This window comes from Azospirillum sp. B2RO_4, from assembly GCF_051124815.1.
Classification (GTDB): Bacteria; Pseudomonadota; Alphaproteobacteria; order Azospirillales; family Azospirillaceae; genus Azospirillum.
Genome location: NZ_CP118485.1, coordinates 674,998 through 691,392 on the forward strand (window position 1 = coordinate 674,998; position 16,395 = coordinate 691,392).

The 16,395-nt window shown below is 67.8% G+C and carries 16 protein-coding genes; 9 read left to right on the forward strand and 7 right to left on the reverse strand.

Features of this window, described 5'->3' with window-relative positions; translation table 11 throughout:
* Nucleotides 1-24 precede the first annotated feature (24 nt).
* The 5 genes from PWS46_RS03100 to PWS46_RS03120 all read right to left on the reverse strand — a co-directional run bounded on the left by PWS46_RS03100 (nucleotide 25) and on the right by PWS46_RS03120 (nucleotide 5,295).
* The gene (locus PWS46_RS03100; RefSeq protein ID WP_295827244.1) at nucleotides 25-768 is read right to left on the reverse strand and encodes a F0F1 ATP synthase subunit A; all 744 of its coding nucleotides are present in this window, start codon (nucleotides 766-768) and stop codon (nucleotides 25-27) included.
* A 12-nt stretch (nucleotides 769-780) separates the two neighbouring features.
* Nucleotides 781-1,149 carry an AtpZ/AtpI family protein gene (locus tag PWS46_RS03105; RefSeq protein ID WP_434617897.1) on the reverse strand — a complete coding sequence of 123 codons (369 nt, stop codon included), beginning with the start codon at nucleotides 1,147-1,149 and terminating at the stop codon, nucleotides 781-783.
* A gap of 252 nt (nucleotides 1,150-1,401) precedes the next feature.
* On the reverse strand, nucleotides 1,402-2,016 hold the full coding sequence (locus tag PWS46_RS03110; protein WP_434617900.1) for an SCO family protein: 615 nt from the start codon (nucleotides 2,014-2,016) through the stop codon (nucleotides 1,402-1,404).
* 87 nt (nucleotides 2,017-2,103) lie between these two features.
* A complete protein-coding gene (locus tag PWS46_RS03115; protein ID WP_434617903.1) occupies nucleotides 2,104-4,311 on the reverse strand; it encodes a bacteriohemerythrin in 2,208 nt (735 codons plus the stop codon).
* Between the two features lie 228 nt (nucleotides 4,312-4,539).
* On the reverse strand, nucleotides 4,540-5,295 hold the full coding sequence (locus PWS46_RS03120) for a PhoH family protein (RefSeq protein ID WP_434617906.1): 756 nt from the start codon (nucleotides 5,293-5,295) through the stop codon (nucleotides 4,540-4,542).
* A gap of 762 nt (nucleotides 5,296-6,057) precedes the next feature.
* Between PWS46_RS03120 and minC the strand changes: the two genes are divergently transcribed.
* From minC to dgcA, 8 genes are all read left to right on the forward strand, one after another.
* Nucleotides 6,058-6,825: a septum site-determining protein MinC gene (gene minC, locus PWS46_RS03125; protein WP_434617909.1), complete on the forward strand. Its 768-nt coding sequence runs from the start codon at nucleotides 6,058-6,060 to the stop codon at nucleotides 6,823-6,825.
* Between the two features lie 94 nt (nucleotides 6,826-6,919).
* On the forward strand, nucleotides 6,920-7,735 hold the full coding sequence (gene minD / locus PWS46_RS03130) for a septum site-determining protein MinD (RefSeq protein WP_085088446.1): 816 nt from the start codon (nucleotides 6,920-6,922) through the stop codon (nucleotides 7,733-7,735).
* Nucleotides 7,732-8,091, forward strand: a complete 360-nt coding sequence (gene minE, locus PWS46_RS03135) for a cell division topological specificity factor MinE (RefSeq protein WP_434617912.1) — start codon at nucleotides 7,732-7,734, stop codon at nucleotides 8,089-8,091. Before minD ends, minE begins: the two co-directional genes overlap by 4 nt.
* A gap of 268 nt (nucleotides 8,092-8,359) precedes the next feature.
* Nucleotides 8,360-9,745, forward strand: a complete 1,386-nt coding sequence (locus PWS46_RS03140; RefSeq protein WP_434617915.1) for a CRTAC1 family protein — start codon at nucleotides 8,360-8,362, stop codon at nucleotides 9,743-9,745.
* A gap of 246 nt (nucleotides 9,746-9,991) precedes the next feature.
* A complete protein-coding gene (locus PWS46_RS03145; protein WP_085088452.1) occupies nucleotides 9,992-10,516 on the forward strand; it encodes a PAS domain-containing protein in 525 nt (174 codons plus the stop codon).
* Between the two features lie 49 nt (nucleotides 10,517-10,565).
* Nucleotides 10,566-11,834 carry a methyl-accepting chemotaxis protein gene (locus tag PWS46_RS03150; RefSeq protein WP_434617918.1) on the forward strand — a complete coding sequence of 423 codons (1,269 nt, stop codon included), beginning with the start codon at nucleotides 10,566-10,568 and terminating at the stop codon, nucleotides 11,832-11,834.
* 391 nt (nucleotides 11,835-12,225) lie between these two features.
* Entirely contained in the window at nucleotides 12,226-13,272 is a 1,047-nt protein-coding gene (locus PWS46_RS03155; protein WP_434617921.1) for a methyl-accepting chemotaxis protein, read from the forward strand.
* Between the two features lie 76 nt (nucleotides 13,273-13,348).
* Nucleotides 13,349-14,341, forward strand: a complete 993-nt coding sequence (gene dgcA / locus PWS46_RS03160) for an N-acetyl-D-Glu racemase DgcA (protein ID WP_434617924.1) — start codon at nucleotides 13,349-13,351, stop codon at nucleotides 14,339-14,341.
* Between the two features lie 174 nt (nucleotides 14,342-14,515).
* Here dgcA and PWS46_RS03165 read toward each other — a convergent pair whose 3' ends face one another.
* Nucleotides 14,516-14,926, reverse strand: a complete 411-nt coding sequence (locus tag PWS46_RS03165) for a 4a-hydroxytetrahydrobiopterin dehydratase (RefSeq protein ID WP_434617926.1) — start codon at nucleotides 14,924-14,926, stop codon at nucleotides 14,516-14,518.
* A 150-nt stretch (nucleotides 14,927-15,076) separates the two neighbouring features.
* Between PWS46_RS03165 and PWS46_RS03170 the strand changes: the two genes are divergently transcribed.
* Complete coding sequence (locus PWS46_RS03170; RefSeq protein WP_434617929.1) at nucleotides 15,077-15,682, forward strand: uracil-DNA glycosylase; 606 nt, start codon at nucleotides 15,077-15,079, stop codon at nucleotides 15,680-15,682.
* Here PWS46_RS03170 and PWS46_RS03175 read toward each other — a convergent pair.
* Nucleotides 15,672-16,331 carry a class I SAM-dependent methyltransferase gene (locus PWS46_RS03175; protein WP_434617932.1) on the reverse strand — a complete coding sequence of 220 codons (660 nt, stop codon included), beginning with the start codon at nucleotides 16,329-16,331 and terminating at the stop codon, nucleotides 15,672-15,674. The two genes, PWS46_RS03170 and PWS46_RS03175, sit on opposite strands and share 11 nt — an antisense overlap.
* Between the last annotated feature and the right edge of the window lie 64 nt (nucleotides 16,332-16,395).

Consider the following 16,395-nt stretch of genomic DNA (forward strand, 5'->3'; position numbering starts at 1 on the left):
AGTCCGGCGACCGTCAGGCGCTGCTTAGTGCAGTTCCAGGGCGTCGCGGATGTACAGGCAGGTCAGGATCGAGAAGACGTAGGCTTGCAGGAAAGCCACCAGGAACTCGAAGCCGGTCAGGGCGACGTTGATCGCCAGCGGGACGAGGCCGGTGACGAAGCCCAGCGCGCCGAGACCGCTGATCATCATGACCGTGAAGCCGGCAAAGACCTTCAGCATCGTGTGACCCGCCATCATGTTGGCGAAAAGTCGGATCGAGAGGCTGACGGGGCGCATCACGTAGGAGATCACCTCGATCGGGATGAGGATCGGGGCGAGCGCGATCGGAGCGCCATGCGGCATGAAGAAGGAGAAGAAGTGCAGGCCGTGCTTCATCAGGGCCAGGATGGTCACGAACACGAACACCGTCGCCGCCAGCGCAAACGTCACGATGATGTGGCTGGTGAAAGTGAAGGTGTACGGGATCATGCCGATCATGTTGCCGATCAGCACGAACATGAAGATCGAGAACACGAACGGGAAATAGGGGCGGGCGTCGTGGCCGGCGTTGTCGCGCACCAGGTTCGCGACGAACTCGTAGAACATCTCGGCCAGCGACTGCAGGCGGCCCGGAACCATCGACTTGTTCGCCACGCCCATGACCAGCAGGGCGTAGATCGCCGCCACGGCCACGACCATGAAGAAGGCCGAGTTCGTGAAGGACACGTCGTAGCCGCCGAGCACGATCTGGAACAACGGGTTGATTTGGAACTGGTGCAGCGGATCCAAGGTCGTCCTCGCTCAGTGTGCGTCGCCGTCTTGGCGCTCGTTGTCGTCCCCAGTGGGCCGGCGGTAGCCGGCGGCGATGCCGAAGCCGGTTACGGCCCGGTAGACGTTCAGGACTCCCGCCGCAGCCCCCAGGAAGAACATGACGATCAGTCCCCAGGGCGCGGTGCCGAGCCAGCGATCGAGCAGAAGCCCGCCGCCGACGCCGACGATCATGGCAGCGACCAGTTCAGTCCCGATGCGCCAGGCGGTGGCGAGAGCGCCCTGCGGCGGACGGTGGTATTTGCTACCGGGTCCGCCCGACCAGCCGCGTTGTCCCTCACGCGCCTTCCGCAACCGGGCTTCGAGGTCATCCAAGGGATCGGGGGGCGATTTGTTGTCCATTGCGCCTCTCAATCACGCTTGGCTCGCAGCCATGCGAAAGCGGCGAGACCATACGGGCGGGGCGCTACCCTGTCAAGTCGCAAAACCTGTGGTGTAAGTCTTTGAAAAATATAGAAAAGAGCGGAAAAGTGACCGATTTCGCCGCGCTGCGGCGCGTTGTCCCGCTCCAGCATGCGAAAAAACCCGGTGGTATGACCGCTTTTCAGGGTTTTTTCGCCGCTTTTCACCCGGTCCGGGGCCGGTCCGCCCCCCTCAGCTCCCGATGCGGGACGACAGATCCTGGGCGATCTTGTCGGCTGTGGTGCCGCCGGGATACACCCCGACGAACTTCCCGTCCGGCCCCATCAGGTAAATAAAGCTGGAGTGATCCATCAGGTAGTCGTCGGCTTTTCCATCTTTTTGCGGGGCCTTGGCATAATAGACGCGATAGGCGCGCGCCGCCTCCCGGACCTGCTCCGGCGTGCCGGTCAGGCCGACCAGACGGGGGTGGAACAGGCCCACATAGTCCTTCATGTGCGCCACAGTGTCGCGGTCCGGGTCGATCGTGATGAAAATCGGCCGGACCTGCTCCGATTTCGGCCCCAACTGGTCGAGCGCCTGGGTCATCACCCCCAGCTCGGTCGGGCAGACGTCCGGGCAATAGGTATAGCCGAAATAGATCAGCATATACTTGCCGCGGAAATCGGCGTCCGTGACCGACTTGCCGGTGTGATCGGTCAGCGTGAAGGGACCGCCGATCGGCACGGCGGACTTCGTTCCGCTTTCCACCGTGGTGGCGGCGTTGCGCACCTGCCACCAGGCGATCCCGGCGGACACGGCGATGGCGAGGGCGGAGGCGGCGGCGATGCGCAGGAGTCGTGTCTTCATGGTCCGTCAGGAATGGGGCCGTCCGCAGCCGAGGTCAAGGGGGCGCGGCGCCATTGCGCAGCCGACATCGCGCAGGCGATGCGCCGGTCAGGCCGCTTTCGCCGCCATGGCCGCCTTTGCCTCCATGCTGTGGCCGGTCGCCGCCAGATGCTCGCCGATCCGCTTGTCGGCGCGCTGGATATGCTCGAACAACCATTCGCGCAGCAGCGCCAGCAGCTCGTCGGCCACGGACTCGCCGGCGTCGAGGCGGCGGCGCAACTCGCCGGCACGGGTGCGCAGAGCCTCGTGCTGGGCCTTGTGAGTGGTGACGTCGGAATAGCCGCATTGGTCCATCAGCCGCTCCTCCTGCTCGAAATGCAGGTCGGTGTAGGCCAGCAGCCGGCCGACTGCCTCGGCCAATGCCCGGCGGTTGCCGCCCTCCCGTCCCTTCGGCCCGGCCTTGGCCTTCTGGGCGAGGGAGGCCGCTTCGTTCATCAGCGCGATCAGGATCATGTGGTCGGTGTCGATCACCTCCTCGCCGACCTCAAGGCCGTCGGTCCAGGGCATGAACAGCTCCGACCCTTCCGACGGCACGTCATGCAGGGCGGTGAGCGGCGCGGAGTTGATCGCCCCGACATTGACCAGGAAGGCATCGACCATCCCGCGCAGCCCCTGCGCCTGCTGCGACAGACCGCCGGCGGCCTCCAGCAGGGCGTCGGCCGACCGTTCGGTCTCCAGCGCGGCCCCGGACACCGCGTCGATGCTGGTGGAGACCTGCCGGGTGCCCTCCGCCGCCTCGCCGGCGCTGCGGGCGATCTCGCCGGTGGCGGCGCCCTGCTGCTGGACGGCGGCGGCGATGGAGGTGCCGATCTCGTCGCTGCGGGCGACGATGGCGCCGATCTCGTGGATCGCCGCGACGGCGGCACGCGTCGCCTCCTGCACGTCGGCGATGTGGCGGGCGATCTCTTCGGTGGCCTTGGCGGTCTGGTTGGCCAGCGTCTTCACCTCGCCGGCGACAACGGCGAATCCCTTGCCCATCTCGCCGGCGCGCGCCGCCTCGATGGTGGCGTTCAGGGCCAGCAGGTTGGTCTGCCCGGCGATGCCGGCGATCAGATCGGCCACCTCGCCGATCTTCTGGGCTGCCTGGCCCAGTCCGTCGATCCGCTCGCCCGCCTTCTGCGACGCCTCCACCGCCTGGGTGGAGATGGCCGAGGAGGTCACCACCTGTTCGCCGATCACGGCGATGGAGCCGGTCAGCTGCTCCGCCGCCGAGGCGACGGTCTGCACGCTGCTGTTGGCCTGCTGCGAGGCGCTAGCGACGGAGGTCGCCTCGCGACGGTTGCGGTCGGCGGTGGCGGACAGGGCGCGGGCGGTGGTCTCCAGCGTGCCGACGGCGCTGCCGACGGTGCGGATCGTCTCGGCGATGGTGGCGTCGAAGCGGTCGGTCAGCCGCTTCAGCGCCTGGGCGCGCTGTTCGGTGACGCGATGTTCGATCTTCTGCCGGTCCCAATGGCGGGCGAGATCGATCTGCTGGACGCGGAAGACCTCGACCGTGCGGGCCATCGCGCCGATCTCGTCGCCGCGGTCCAGTCCGGGGACGGCGACAGCGCTGTTGCCGCCGGCCAGATCCTGCATGACGCGGCCCAGCCCGTCCAGCGGCCGGACGATGGCGCGGCTGACCAGCAGGGCGAGCAGCACGGCGGCGAGCGCGATCAGCAGCCCGGTCCCGGCCAGCCGCAGCGCGGCATGGCGGAAGGCGACGTCGACGTCGTCGATGTAGATGCCCGACCCGATCAGCCAGCCCCAGGGGGCGAAGCCCTTGACATAGGACAGCTTCGCCACCGGCTGGGCCGACCCCGGCTTGGGCCAGAGATAGTCGACGAAGCCGGCGCCGTCGGCCTTCACCACCCGCACGAACTCCTGGAACAGCAGCTTGCCGTTCGGATCGGCGTTGCGCGACACGTCGGTGCCGTCCAGCTCCGGCTTGATCGGGTGCATGATCATGCGCGGGGCAAGGTCGGTGATGAAGAAATACTCGTCGCCATCGTGGCGCAGGGCCTTGAGCGCGATTTTCGCCTGGGCCTGTGCCGCGTCGCGGGGGAGGGTGCCGGCGCGTTCCTGCGCCTCGAAATGGGCGATCAGGCTGTGGGCGACCTCGACGACGTTGCGGGTCTTGTCCTGGCGATCGGCCATCATCTCCGCGCGCAGGCCGATCAGGCTGACCGCGGCGACCAGGACCAGCCCAAGGCCGGCCGCGGCCAGGATCAGTGCGATCTTGCCCTTGATGCTGATGCGTTCGAACAAGGCAACGGTCACGGCGGCAACCCCCTCCGGCAACGAAACGGCGATGTCCATAAAATTTTCGGGACTTTTGCCGGAAGGGGGCTGCTCGTCAAGTCGTAATGTTCGTATATCTTACCTTTCGTTCATCGGAATGTCATTATTGCAACCATAGTAGGGTGTGTCCTGCGAATGCCGGCCGTTGAACCGACGGGAGATGCGGCGGCCGCAGCTCCCGCACAACCCCAGGACGATTCCGAGGGATCAGAGGACCGTCAGCATGCTGGCGACCAGCGGATGGCGGACGATGTCCTTCTCCGTCAGGCGGGCGACGGCGATTCCCTCCACCGCCTCCAACCGGCGGGCGATGTCGGCCAGCCCGGACAGGTTGTCCAGCAGGTCGGTCTGGTCGGGATCCCCGGTCAGCACCATGGTGGAATGCCAGCCCAGCCGGGTCAGCAGCATCTTGATCTGGGCATAGGTGCAGTTCTGCGCCTCGTCGATCACCACGAAGGCGTTGTTCAGGGTGCGGCCGCGCATGAAGCCGACCGGGGCGATTTCGATGGTGCCGTCGGCCATCATCGTGCGCAGCCGCTTGGACCCCAGCCGGTCGGTCAGCGCGTCGTAGAGCGGGCGGAGGAAGGGCGCCATCTTCTCATGCATGTCGCCGGGCAGGTAACCGATGCTCTCGCCCGCCTCGATGGCCGGGCGGGACAGGACGATCCGGTCGACGCTGCCCGATTCCAGCGCCTCCACCGCCGAGGAGATGGCGATGTAGGTCTTGCCGGTGCCCGCCGGCCCCAGCGCCACCACCAGATTGTGCGTCTTGATGGCGTCCATCAGAAGCTTCTGGTTGGGGTTCTGCGGCTTCACCTTGCGGAGATAGCTCTGGTCGCGGCGATCCTCGCTCCCACCGAGCGGGTCCCAGCCGAAGGCGGCGGGGGCCGTCATACCGGGGAAAAGCGGGTGGACGGTGGAGTCGTCCGCCGCAGCGATGCCTTTGCTCGAACGCTTGGCCATGTCGCATCTCCTCGAATGGTGGGGGTGGCGCCGGAATTGGGCACAAAAAAGCCTCCCGCAGGGGGGAGGCTCGATCGGTCGCATGGATGCGCGGTGATGGGTGCTTTGCCGGGCACTGCGGCCGGATGGCGTGCCGGGTCCGGACATGCCGGTGCGGGCCGACGGGGGAGGTGCTCTATGGGCGAAACAAGGTGCAAGAGAACCTCATCGTCGTTGAAAGCCACGCAACCTGACTGTACCGGTCATAACGCGCGGCGTCAGGCAAAATTGCGGCCGACGCAAAATATTCATACCAGATGTGGTGTGGGTGCCGCAGGAAAGCCGCCAGAGCGGGCTTGGTAACCCTTTCCGCCGAGCCGGACCGGCGGCGGGATAGCCTTCCGGCGGAGGCAACCGAAAGGCTTTGCCGCTGTCGTGCGCTTTCATTACTATGGTCGGCCACGGGGGAAATCGAAAGTCAAGTTGCAACCCTGGCCTGTCCACCCTGGTGGCTGGCTGCGATCCCAGGTCGTCGCATCGGGCGAGGGCCGGGGAGGGTGGGCGTTTGCCCAGGGCCAAGCGGCGGCGCGGCTTTCGATTGTCACCCCGGCGGACGGGGAAACTCTTGAATCCGACCGGTGTGGACGGCTAGAAGGCGCTGATTGGCTGGCTCGATGCCGGTGTTGCGCGACGGGTGTACCGGGGCGGCCCTGGGGCGGTTGCGGACGCACGGGTAAACCGGATGCACGGCACGGGGCGGCAGGAACGAACGGGAAGGCTACGGTGAGCAGCGCCAGTCAGGTCGCCGAACGGGATGCGCCGTTCCAGTTGCGTGGCAACTCCTTCACCATGATGGTGCTGAAGGTTTTCGCCCCGACATCGCCGGATTTCTTCACCCAACTGAACGTCAAGGTGCGGCAGGCACCCAACTTCTTCCGCAACGCGCCGGTGGTGCTGGATTTCGACGACCTGCCGGAGAGCATCGTCTTCGATCTGGGCGCCTTCGTGGCGCAGGTGCAGGCGCTGCATCTGCTGCCGGTCGGCTTCCAGGGCGGGCCGCAGCCGGTGCGCGAGGCGGCGATGACGGTCGGGCTGACGCCGATGCCGTCGGGCCGCGCCGCCAAGCTGGAAGAGGTGGTGAAGGCCCCCGACCCGCGGCAACAGGATCAGCAGACGCCGATCCCGGCGCCGCAGGTGCTGATCGAGGTGGTCCACCGCCCGACGGTGGTGGTGACCGAGCCGGTGCGTTCCGGCATGCGGGTCTATGCCGAGAAGACCGATCTGATCGTCACCAGCTCCGTCTCGCCCGGAGCGGAACTGCTGGCCGACGGAAACATCCATGTCTACGGCGCGCTGCGAGGCCGGGCGCTGGCCGGATTTTCCGGCGACGGCAACGCCCGCATCTTCTGCCACAGCCTGGAGGCGGAGGTGCTATCGGTCGCAGGCAATTACCGTGTCAGCGAAGACATCGGCAGTGACTTTTACAAGAAAGCCGTGCAGGTTTTCCTGCGCGACGGCGTCCTCAGCATGGACCTGCTGAAGACCGCCTGAAAGCTGAAGCGACGGAATCTTGTTCGGGGGCTGAAATCTCCGGACGGTGTTTGGTATCGGTGACGGCAACTTTGGGATTATGGGAGAGGCTCCGTTGAGCAAGATCATCGTCATGACCTCCGGCAAGGGCGGTGTCGGCAAGACGACCTCGTCCGCGGCCTTTGCGACCGGGCTGGCGCTTCGCGGCTTCAAGACGGTCGTCATCGATTTCGACGTTGGCCTGCGCAACCTTGATCTGGTGATGGGTTGCGAGCGCCGTGTGGTCTTCGACTTCATCAACGTCATCAACGGCGAAGCGAAGCTGAACCAGGCGCTGATCAAGGACAAGCGGATCGAGAACCTGTACATCCTCCCGACCTCGCAGACGCGCGACAAGGATGCGCTGACCCGCGAGGGGGTGGAGAAGGTGCTGAACGAGCTGTCGAAGGAATTCGACTACATCCTGTGCGACAGCCCGGCCGGCATCGAGCGTGGTGCCCTGATGTCGCTTTATTTCGCCGACCACGCGATCATCGTCACCAACCCGGAAGTGTCGTCGGTGCGCGACAGCGACCGCATCCTGGGTGTGCTGAACTCGCGCTCCCGCCGGGCGGAACAGGGGCTGGAGCCGGTGACGCAGCAGTTGCTGCTGACCCGCTACGACCCGGAGCGCGTCGAGCGCGGCGAGATGCTGAAGGTCGACGACGTGCTGGAGATCCTGGCGATCCCGCTGCTCGGCGTCATTCCGGAAAGCCAGGCGGTGCTGCGCGCCTCCAACGTCGGCATGCCGGTGATCCTTGACGAGGTCTCCAACGCCGGTCTCGCCTATTCGGACGCGGTCGGCCGCTTCCTGGGCGAGGACATCGAGCATCGCTTCGTCACCCCCCAGAAGAAGGGCCTGTTCAGCCGGCTCCTGCGGAGGAGCGCATGAGCATCTTCAACTTCTTCCGCGCCGCCCCGCGCGCGTCGGCCGTCCAGGCCAAGGAGCGTCTGCAGATCGTCATGGCGCACGAGCGCGCCGGGCGCAGCGGCCCCGACTATCTGCCGATGCTCCAGCAGGAGTTGCTGGCGGTCATCGCCAAATACGTCAACATCGACGAGAACAAGGTCGAGGTGAAGCTCGACCGCGGCGGCGATTGTTCGACGCTGGAGGTCAACATCGAACTGCCGGCCCGCGAGCAGGCCAAGGCCGCGGCGGCCGCCAAGCCGGCGGAAAAGCCGGCCGGCAACGACGATGCTGCGGCCAAGCGTGCGGCCGGCAATGCCGGCGCGAAGAAGCGCATCTGAGCGAACCCGGCCTTCGACCGTTCGATATCCGCTTGGCGAAATCCCTCCGGCGTCACGGCGCCGGGGGGATTTTTCTTTCCGGCGAGACGATCCTGCCGCGCGGATTCGGGCTGCGGCATCGGGCATAGGCCGTCCCTGATCCTCCGTCCGGGTTTACGGCCGGGCGGGGACGGGGTATCAACAGGGATACACCGCTCGAAAGCCCAATGGCTCCAAAGGCCTGTTGCGGGCGGCGAGGGTGGACCGACCACGGGACAAGAGGGTGCATATGTTCCTCGATTGCTCGTCGCTGCTCGCCGAGAACCCGCCGCGGCCTTCGAACGGGATTGCGGTCACGGACATCGACGGCGACGGCGCCTTCGAGCTGGTCGTGGCCGGCTACCGCACCGCCAACCTCGTCCTGAAATGGACCGACGGCCGTCTGGTCGACGTCGCCACCCCGCTGATCGCCGATCCCTCCAGTCCCGCCATGGGGCTGGCAGCCGCCGACATCGACGGCGACGGGCGGGAGGAGCTTTACGTCGTCAATTGCGACCGCGCCACCGGTGCCAAGGACATGGCCGACCGGCTGTTCGCCTGTTTCGGCAAGCATTGGCTCGACCTTTTCGCCCAGGCGGAGAATGCCGGGGCGGCCAACCACACCGCCGCCGGCGCGGTGGCGGCGCTCGACCGCTGGGGGCATGGCCGCTACGGCTTCCTGGTGGCGACCGACGGCGGGCCGCTGCGCCTCTATGAGCTGACCCGGCGCGGCCGGCTGGAGGATGGGGCGGAGGAGGCCGGTCTCGACTCCATCGGCGCGGCGCGCGGCGTCGTCACCCTGCCCATCGTCTCCGACCATATGGATGTGGTGACGGTCAACGACGGCGGCCCCAACCAGCTGTTCCGCAACCTGGGCGACGGCAATTTCGAAGAGATCGCCGAGGAACGCGGCATCGCCGATTCGCGGCCGTCCGGACGCGCGGTCGCGGCGCTGGATGTCGACGGCGACGGCCTGTTCGATCTGGTGGTCGGCACCTGGGATGGGGCGCAGCGCCTGTTCCACCAGCGTATGGGCGGCGCCTTCATCGAATCTGCCGGCGCCGACATGTCGATGCCCGGCCGCATCTTCACCGTCGTCGCCGCCGATTTCGACAATGACGGCTATGAGGAGCTGTTCTTCCATGCCCATGGCGAACCCAACCGCCTGTTCGGCTGGCGCAACGACCAGTGGCAGGAGCTGGAGCTGGGCGATGCGGCCGAGCCGAAGGGGCTGGGCACCGGCGCGGTCGCGGCCGACATCGACGGCGACGGCCGGCTGGAACTGGTGCTGGCGCACGGCACCGCCCATGGCGGGCCGGATGCCGTGGCGCAGCCGCTGTCCATCTACCGTCCGGCCGCCTCGCACAATGGCTGGCTGCGCGTGCAGCCGCTGACCCCCTATGGCGCGCCGGCCCGCGGCGCCGTCGTCAATCTAACCGCGGGTGGCCGCCGGCAGCGCCGGGTCGTCAGCGCCGGGTCCGGCTATCTCTGCCAGGGCGAGCCGGTGGCGCATTTCGGGCTGGGCGCCCTGCACGAGGTGGAGCAGGTCGAGGTGCGCTGGCCCGACGGCACGGTGGTGACGGTGGACAACCCGCCGGCCGGCCGGCTGCTGACCATCCCCTATCCGCCGGAATAGGCGATACTCATCCAACCGGATGATGGTCACCCAAATATTTCGGCACCGCAATGGGTAGGGCCTTTCCTGACAGCTTCCGTCACATTAAAGTGCATTTCGTTGCGGCGCCCGCGGTGCGGGGCATCGCGCGGCATGTCGATCCGGAAATAATCCGTTCCTGCCGCCCGGTTCGCGCTGCAATACGGCGCACACAGGACCATGCCGCTCTGGGCGGGGCAGGTCTGGAAGCGGGAGACCGGAAGGCATATGGCACGACGCGACGTCCCCCTGACGGGGGTGGAACGCTTCTTCGACCCGGATGAAGTCATCGTTTCCAAGACCGATCTGAAGGGGCGGATCACCTACGCGAACCGGGTGTTCCAGCGGGTTGCCGGTTATGAGGAGGCGGACCTGATGGGCGCCCCCCATTCCATCGTCCGCCATCCCGACATGCCGCGCTGCGTCTTCAAGCTGCTGTGGGACACGCTGGCGGCGGGGAAAGAAATCTTCGCCTATGTGGTCAACCGCGCCCGCAACGGCGATCATTACTGGGTCTTTGCCCATGTCACGCCCAGCTTCGACGCCGAAGGGCGGGTGATCGGCTATCACTCCTCCCGCCGCGTGCCGGAGCGGTCGGCGCTGGAGAAGGTCATCCCGCTCTACCGCCAGCTTCTGGACATCGAAAACAGCCATGCCGACCGCAAGAAGGGGATGGAGGCGGGATTCGCCGCCGTCCTCGCCCTGCTGGCGGAGAAGGGGATCGGGTATGACGAATTCGTCTTCTCCCTCTAAGTCGTCTTCCCTCAGGGCATCTTCCCTGACACGGGCGGGCGGTCTGGCGATGCTGGGCGGGGTGGCGCTGGCGGCTTTGCTGACGGTCGACCTGCTTGGGCTCGGCGGGATCGCCCTGCGCGCCGGGCTGGCCGCGGCCGGGCTGGCGGCGATCGGCGGGGCGGTGCTGTTCCTGCGCCGCGCCTGTGCGGTGGTGGACCAGCTGACCCGCGTGAATCGTGCGATCTCCGCCGGCGATTTCGAGGCGCGGGTGATCGGCATCCGCGAGGGCGGGGCGCTCGGCGAGCTGATGCACGCCACCAACGACGCCATCGACCGCACCGACGCCTTCGTGCGCGAGGCGACCGCCTCCATGCACGCGGTTTCGGAACACAAGTATTTCCGCCGGATCATGCTGCGCGGCATGCAGGGCGGTTTCCTGCACGCCAGCCGCACCATCAATGCGGCGACGGAGAGCATCTCGCGGAAGGTGGCGGGCTTCGCCGGCGTGACCCAGCGCTTCGAAGGCCAGATCCAGAGCGTGTGCAGCGAGGTGGCCGACACCGCCCACCAGCTGGAGGTCTCCGCCCGTACCATGGAGACGGATGCGACCCAGGCCACCGGCAAGGCATCGTCGGTCGCGGCGTCGGCCGCCCAGACCGGCAGCAATGTCGGCAGCGTCGCCGCCGCGACGGAGGAGCTGTCCGCCTCCATCGCGGAGATCGCGCGCCAGATCGGCGAGGTCGCCCAGGTCGCGGAAGACGCGGCGGGCGAGGCCGAGCGCTCCAACGCGCTGGTCGGCAACCTGTCCGGCGCGGCGCGGACGGTGGGCGACGTCATCACCCTGATCAACGACATCGCCAGCCAGACCAATCTTCTGGCCCTAAACGCCACCATCGAGGCGGCCCGCGCCGGCGAGGCGGGGAAGGGCTTCGCCGTCGTGGCGCAGGAGGTGAAGCGGCTGGCCGACCAGACCGCCAAGGCCACCGGCGACATCGCCGCCCAGATCGCCGGCATCCAATCCTCCACCGAGGAGGCGGTGGGCGCCATCGTCGGCATCGGCCGCACCATCCAGTCGATCAACCAGATCGCCGCCGGCATCAGCGCCGGGATTGAGCAGCAGGGCTCCGCCGTGCGCGAGATCGTCGTCAACATGGAACAGGCCGCCGCCGGCACCCGTGCGGTCTCCGACGACATCCGCGAGGTCACCGACGCCGCCGGCCGCACCAGCGGCACCGCGCACGAGGTGTTCGCCGCCTCCGAACGCATGGCCGCCGAGGCCGACCGTCTGACCCGCGAGGTCCAGCGTTTCCTGGACGAAATGCACCGCGTGGCCTGACGGCTTTTCGGTGGTGCATTTCCTGCGGGGCGGTGACGTGCTCCGCATCAACTGCCCGGCGAATGTGCACAGCATGTGCATGGGATTTTGCAATGCGGAATTGATCTGGCGCGTTGCTCCTCAGATAAGAATTTTTGTTGCGAATTTGCGAAGAATTCGTGTTACGTGTCGGCAACATGGATGCCGCGCCCATGGCAAGTTCGCAACCTGTTGAGCAACCCGACGCCAGCATGCCTGCTGTTTCAGCAGCTTAACCGTACAACTCCCCCGAAATGCCGGATGGCGTCATGTCATCTGCGGCCAAGCGCCGCGGAAACCGGGAGGGCGGGCCGTTCACGGGGCGCCGGTGACCGTTGGCACGGCTTTTGATTTGGAGGATGCAGGGACGGTCATGACGGGGGACAAGACGATGAGCATGGCGGGCACCGATCTTTTCGAGCTGTCGCGGGGCGTGCTGGATGTTGCGTCGAAGAAGGTGTCCTTGATCGAGGACATCACCCGGCGCACCAAGATGCTGGCCATGAACGCCCTGATCGAGGCGGCGCGGGCCGGCGACGCCGGGCGCGGCTTCGCCGTCGTCGCCAACGAGGTGTCGGAGATCTCGACCCAGGTCAACAGCATCACCAAGGAGCTGCGGTCGGAGATCGTCGCCCGCGTCGACCATCTGACCACCACCGGCAGCGCCATGGTGCAGGAGATGCACGGCAAGCGGCTGGCCGACCTGTCGCTCAACATGATCGAGATCATCGACCGCAACCTGTATGAGCGGTCCTGCGACGTGCGCTGGTGGGCGACCGACAGCGCGGTGGTCGATTGCGCCGCCGACCCGACGGAGGAGGCGCGCCGCCATGCCTCGCGCCGGCTGGGCGTGATCCTGGAATCCTACACCGTCTATCTCGACCTGTGGATCGCCGACCGCAACGGCACCGTCATCGCCAACGGCCGGCCCGACCGTTATCCCGGTGCGCGCGGCGCCAACGTGTCGGACGAGCCGTGGTTCCGCCAGGCGCTGGCCACCCGCAACGGCGGCGAGTTCACCGTCGGCGACGTCGCCCGCAACCGCAGCCTGGACGACCGCGTCGTCGCCACCTATGCCACCGCTATCCGCCGCGACGGCGAGGCGGACGGCGACGCCATCGGCGTGCTCGGCATCTTCTTCGACTGGGAGCCGCAGGCCGCCGCGGTGGTCGAGGGCGTTCGGCTGGAAGCCGGCGAACGCGAGAAGTCGCGCTGCCTGCTGCTCGACGCCCGCCATCGGGTGATCGCCTCGTCCGACGGCCGCGGCCTGCTGACCGAGACGGTGCCGCTGCGCCGCAGCGCCTCCACCATGGGGCACTATATCGACGACAAGAACCGTCTGGTCGGCTACGCCCTGACGCCCGGCTACGAGACCTACAAGGGGCTCGGCTGGTATGGGGTCATCGTTCAGGAGCGGTGATCCCGCCGTCTTCACTGTCGCCTTCGGGAACGGGGCCGGGATACACTCCCGGCCCTGTTCCGTTTCGGGGTTCGCAATGTCTGCCCAGCAGTTGACCGTCCGTCGGGAAACCTTCCCCATCCGCGGCGCCTTCCGCATCTCGCGCGGGACCAAGACCGAAGCCGCGGTGGTGGTGGCGGAGGTGACCGACGGCCCCCACCGCGGCCGCGGCGAATGCGTGCCCTACGCCCGCTATGGCGAGAGCGTCGACGGAGTCGCCGCCGCGCTGGAGGCGATGGCCGGGGCGGTGGCCGGCGGGCTCGACCGCGACGCGCTGGCCCGGCAGATGCCGCCGGGCGCCGCCCGCAACGCGCTGGACTGCGCGCTCTGGGACCTGGAGGCCAAGCGCAGCGGCGTGCCGGCCTGGAAACTCGCCGGGCTGGCCGAGCCGTCGGGGCCGCTGGTCACCTGCTACACGCTGAGCGTCGACGAACCCGAGGCGATGGCCGCCGCGGCCCGCGAGCGGGCGCCGCGCCATCCGCTGCTGAAGATGAAGCTGACGGGGGAGGGCGATCTCGACCGCGTCCGCGCCGTCCGCGCCGCCGCCCCCGCCGCGCGGCTGGTGGTCGACGCCAACGAGGGCTGGACGTTGGACCAACTGCACCAGTTCGCCCCGGTGCTCGCCGGGCTGGGCGTCGAGATGATCGAGCAGCCGCTGCCGGCCGGCCAGGACGAGGCGTTGCGTGGAATCGACTGTCCGGTGCCGCTCGGCGCCGACGAATCCTGCCATGGGCTGGAGTCGTTGGAGCGTCTGCGAGGGCTCTATCGGGTGGTGAACGTCAAGCTGGACAAGACCGGCGGCCTGACCGAAGCGCTGGCGATGACCCGCGCCGCCCACGCCATGGGCTTCGAGGTGATGGTCGGCTGCATGGTTGCGACCTCGCTCGCCATGGCGCCGGCGATGCTGGTGGGGCAGGGCGCGCGCTACGTCGATCTGGACGGCCCGTTGCTGCTGGCCCGCGACCGCGACCCGGGGCTGGTCTATGACGGTGCGGTGGTCCAGCCGCCGGTCGCGGAGCTGTGGGGGTAGGGCAGCACTTAGCCCCCTCCCTGACCCTCCCCCTCTTCGAGGGAGAGGGGACTACCGCAGCTTTGCAAATTGACCCTCTCCCGCGATCGGACCGACCTTCGGTCGGCCGAGGGCGGGGGAGGGAGGGACCCGCGGCGACGCCGTGGGAGGGAGGGGGCAACCGAAGCCTGCGCCTCACGCCCCCTGCACATAAGGCGGCGGCGGAGTCCCCACCGACGCCGGCACATAGGGCGTATCGGCCAGCCCGTTGACCTTGGCGGCCATGACGAAGTCGTTCTCGTGCAGCCCACTGATCTTGTGGGTCCAGAAGGCGACCGAGCAGTGGCCCCAGCCGTAGCGGATCTCCGCATGGTGGCCTTCCGCCTCGCAGAGGTCGCCGACCTGGACGGCGAAGGCCTGGGCCTGGGCGAAGTCGGGGAACTTGAAGTCGCGTTCGATGCGGTCGGGATCCTCCTTCAGGACCCAGCCCGGCACCTGCACCAGATAGGAGGCGGCCATCTCCCGGTCCATCGGCGGTATCCCGCCGCGGCAGGGCTCGCAGGTCTTGCCCGCCAGTTCCTGCGTCGTCGGTGCTTGCGGTGTCATCCCGATCTCTCCCTTGTTGGTAGGCTGGTGTTGGTGGGCCGGACGGTCTGGGCTAGAACCTCACCGTCTACAAGCTTGGGGTCGGGCCGATGCTTCGGCAAGCCCGCCGCCCCGCCTGCACCCATTGCCGGGAATTTGGGAAGCGATCCGATGACTGACCTGCGCACCGACCTGCCCTTCGCCGACTACCAGTACCCGACCAAGCCGGTGGACGGGCGGCGGCTCGCCATCGTCGGCGAGGCGCCGGGGGCGGAGGAGGCGCGGCAGGGCACCCCCTTCGTCGGCCGCAGCGGCAAGCTGCTGGACGAATCGCTGGCCGCCGTCGGCATCGAGCGGGCGGAATGCCTCGTCGCCAACGTGTTCCGCTACCAGCCGCCCGGCAACAAGGTCGGGCACTTCTTCTCCTCGCGTGCCCGCGCCCGCAAGGAGGGGCGGGAGATCGACGAGAGTTGGGGCGCCTTCGGCACCTCCGACCGGCTGCTCGCCGAATTCGCCGGCGAGATCGAGCATCTGCGCGCCACCCTGGCCGAGTATCGCCCGTCGGTGATCGTCGCGCTGGGTCGCACCCCGACCTGGGCGCTGACCGGCGAGAACGGCATCCTGCAGCTGCGCGGCAAGCTGCTGCCCTGCCGCCTGCTGGAGGGGGTGGAGGTGGTGCCGACCTTCCACCCCAGCTATCTCCTGCGCGGCCAGCTGGTGGAGCAGCCGACCTTCCTGGCCGATCTGCGGCTGGCCGTGTCCCGCCTCAACCGTTAGGAAGTAGCCGCCAGACCGTCGTTTCGCGCGCCTCCCGGTCCTCCAGCTCGAGCGAGGTCGGGACGGTGTAGGTCGCCACCTTCTCGATCCCGCCGGCGGGGGCATAGGCGCGGCCGGGATCGCCCAGCAGGACCAGCGTGCCGGTCGCGGCGACCTCGCGCAGCCATGCGGTCACCCGCTCCGCCATCGGCTTCTCGTAGCAGACGTCGCCGGCCAGAACGACGTCGATGCCCGGCAGGGGGCGGCCGACCAGATCGGCGCTGACCGGCTTGACCTCCACCCCGTTGGCTTCGGCGTTCAGCGCGATGGCGGCGAGCGAGAAGCGGTCGATGTCGCAGGACTGCACCCGCGCCGCGCCGGCCTTCATCGCGGCGATGCCGACCAGCCCGGTGCCTGCGGCAAAATCGAGCACGGACTTGCCCTCCACCAACTCCGGCCGGTCGAGCAACAGCCGCGCCACAGCCTGCCCCCCCGGCCAAGCGAAAGCCCAGTATGGCGGTGGCAAATTCGTGGCGGCCAAGGTCTCCTCGGTCGCCTGCCAGAGTGGCGTGACCTCGGTGGCAAGATGAAGCTGGATTTCCGGCAACAGCGGGGTGGTCGTCAGCGTCGTGTTGTCGCGGACGAAATCTGGCGGGGATGCATTGTTCATACGAGGATTCCCAAGGGACTCCGCTGTTGGGGGGAAGGCGGCCGATGGCTTATGAATGTTACAT

Bases quoted from the DNA above. Each gene is read 5' to 3' on its own strand.
- PWS46_RS03145 (WP_085088452.1), top strand. From the start codon at position 9,992: ATGGCACGACGCGACGTCCCCCTGACGGGGGTGGAACGCTTCTTCGAC.
- PWS46_RS03175 (WP_434617932.1), bottom strand. From the start codon at position 16,331: ATGAACAATGCATCCCCGCCAGATTTCGTCCGCGACAACACGACGCTG.
- PWS46_RS03105 (WP_434617897.1), bottom strand. From the start codon at position 1,149: ATGGACAACAAATCGCCCCCCGATCCCTTGGATGACCTCGAAGCCCGG.
- PWS46_RS03120 (WP_434617906.1), bottom strand. From the start codon at position 5,295: ATGGCCAAGCGTTCGAGCAAAGGCATCGCTGCGGCGGACGACTCCACC.
- PWS46_RS03170 (WP_434617929.1), top strand. From the start codon at position 15,077: ATGACTGACCTGCGCACCGACCTGCCCTTCGCCGACTACCAGTACCCG.
- PWS46_RS03150 (WP_434617918.1), top strand. From the start codon at position 10,566: ATGCTGGGCGGGGTGGCGCTGGCGGCTTTGCTGACGGTCGACCTGCTT.
- PWS46_RS03110 (WP_434617900.1), bottom strand. From the start codon at position 2,016: ATGAAGACACGACTCCTGCGCATCGCCGCCGCCTCCGCCCTCGCCATC.
- PWS46_RS03155 (WP_434617921.1), top strand. From the start codon at position 12,226: ATGACGGGGGACAAGACGATGAGCATGGCGGGCACCGATCTTTTCGAG.
- minE (WP_434617912.1), top strand. From the start codon at position 7,732: ATGAGCATCTTCAACTTCTTCCGCGCCGCCCCGCGCGCGTCGGCCGTC.
- PWS46_RS03140 (WP_434617915.1), top strand. From the start codon at position 8,360: ATGTTCCTCGATTGCTCGTCGCTGCTCGCCGAGAACCCGCCGCGGCCT.
- PWS46_RS03165 (WP_434617926.1), bottom strand. From the start codon at position 14,926: ATGACACCGCAAGCACCGACGACGCAGGAACTGGCGGGCAAGACCTGC.
- dgcA (WP_434617924.1), top strand. From the start codon at position 13,349: ATGTCTGCCCAGCAGTTGACCGTCCGTCGGGAAACCTTCCCCATCCGC.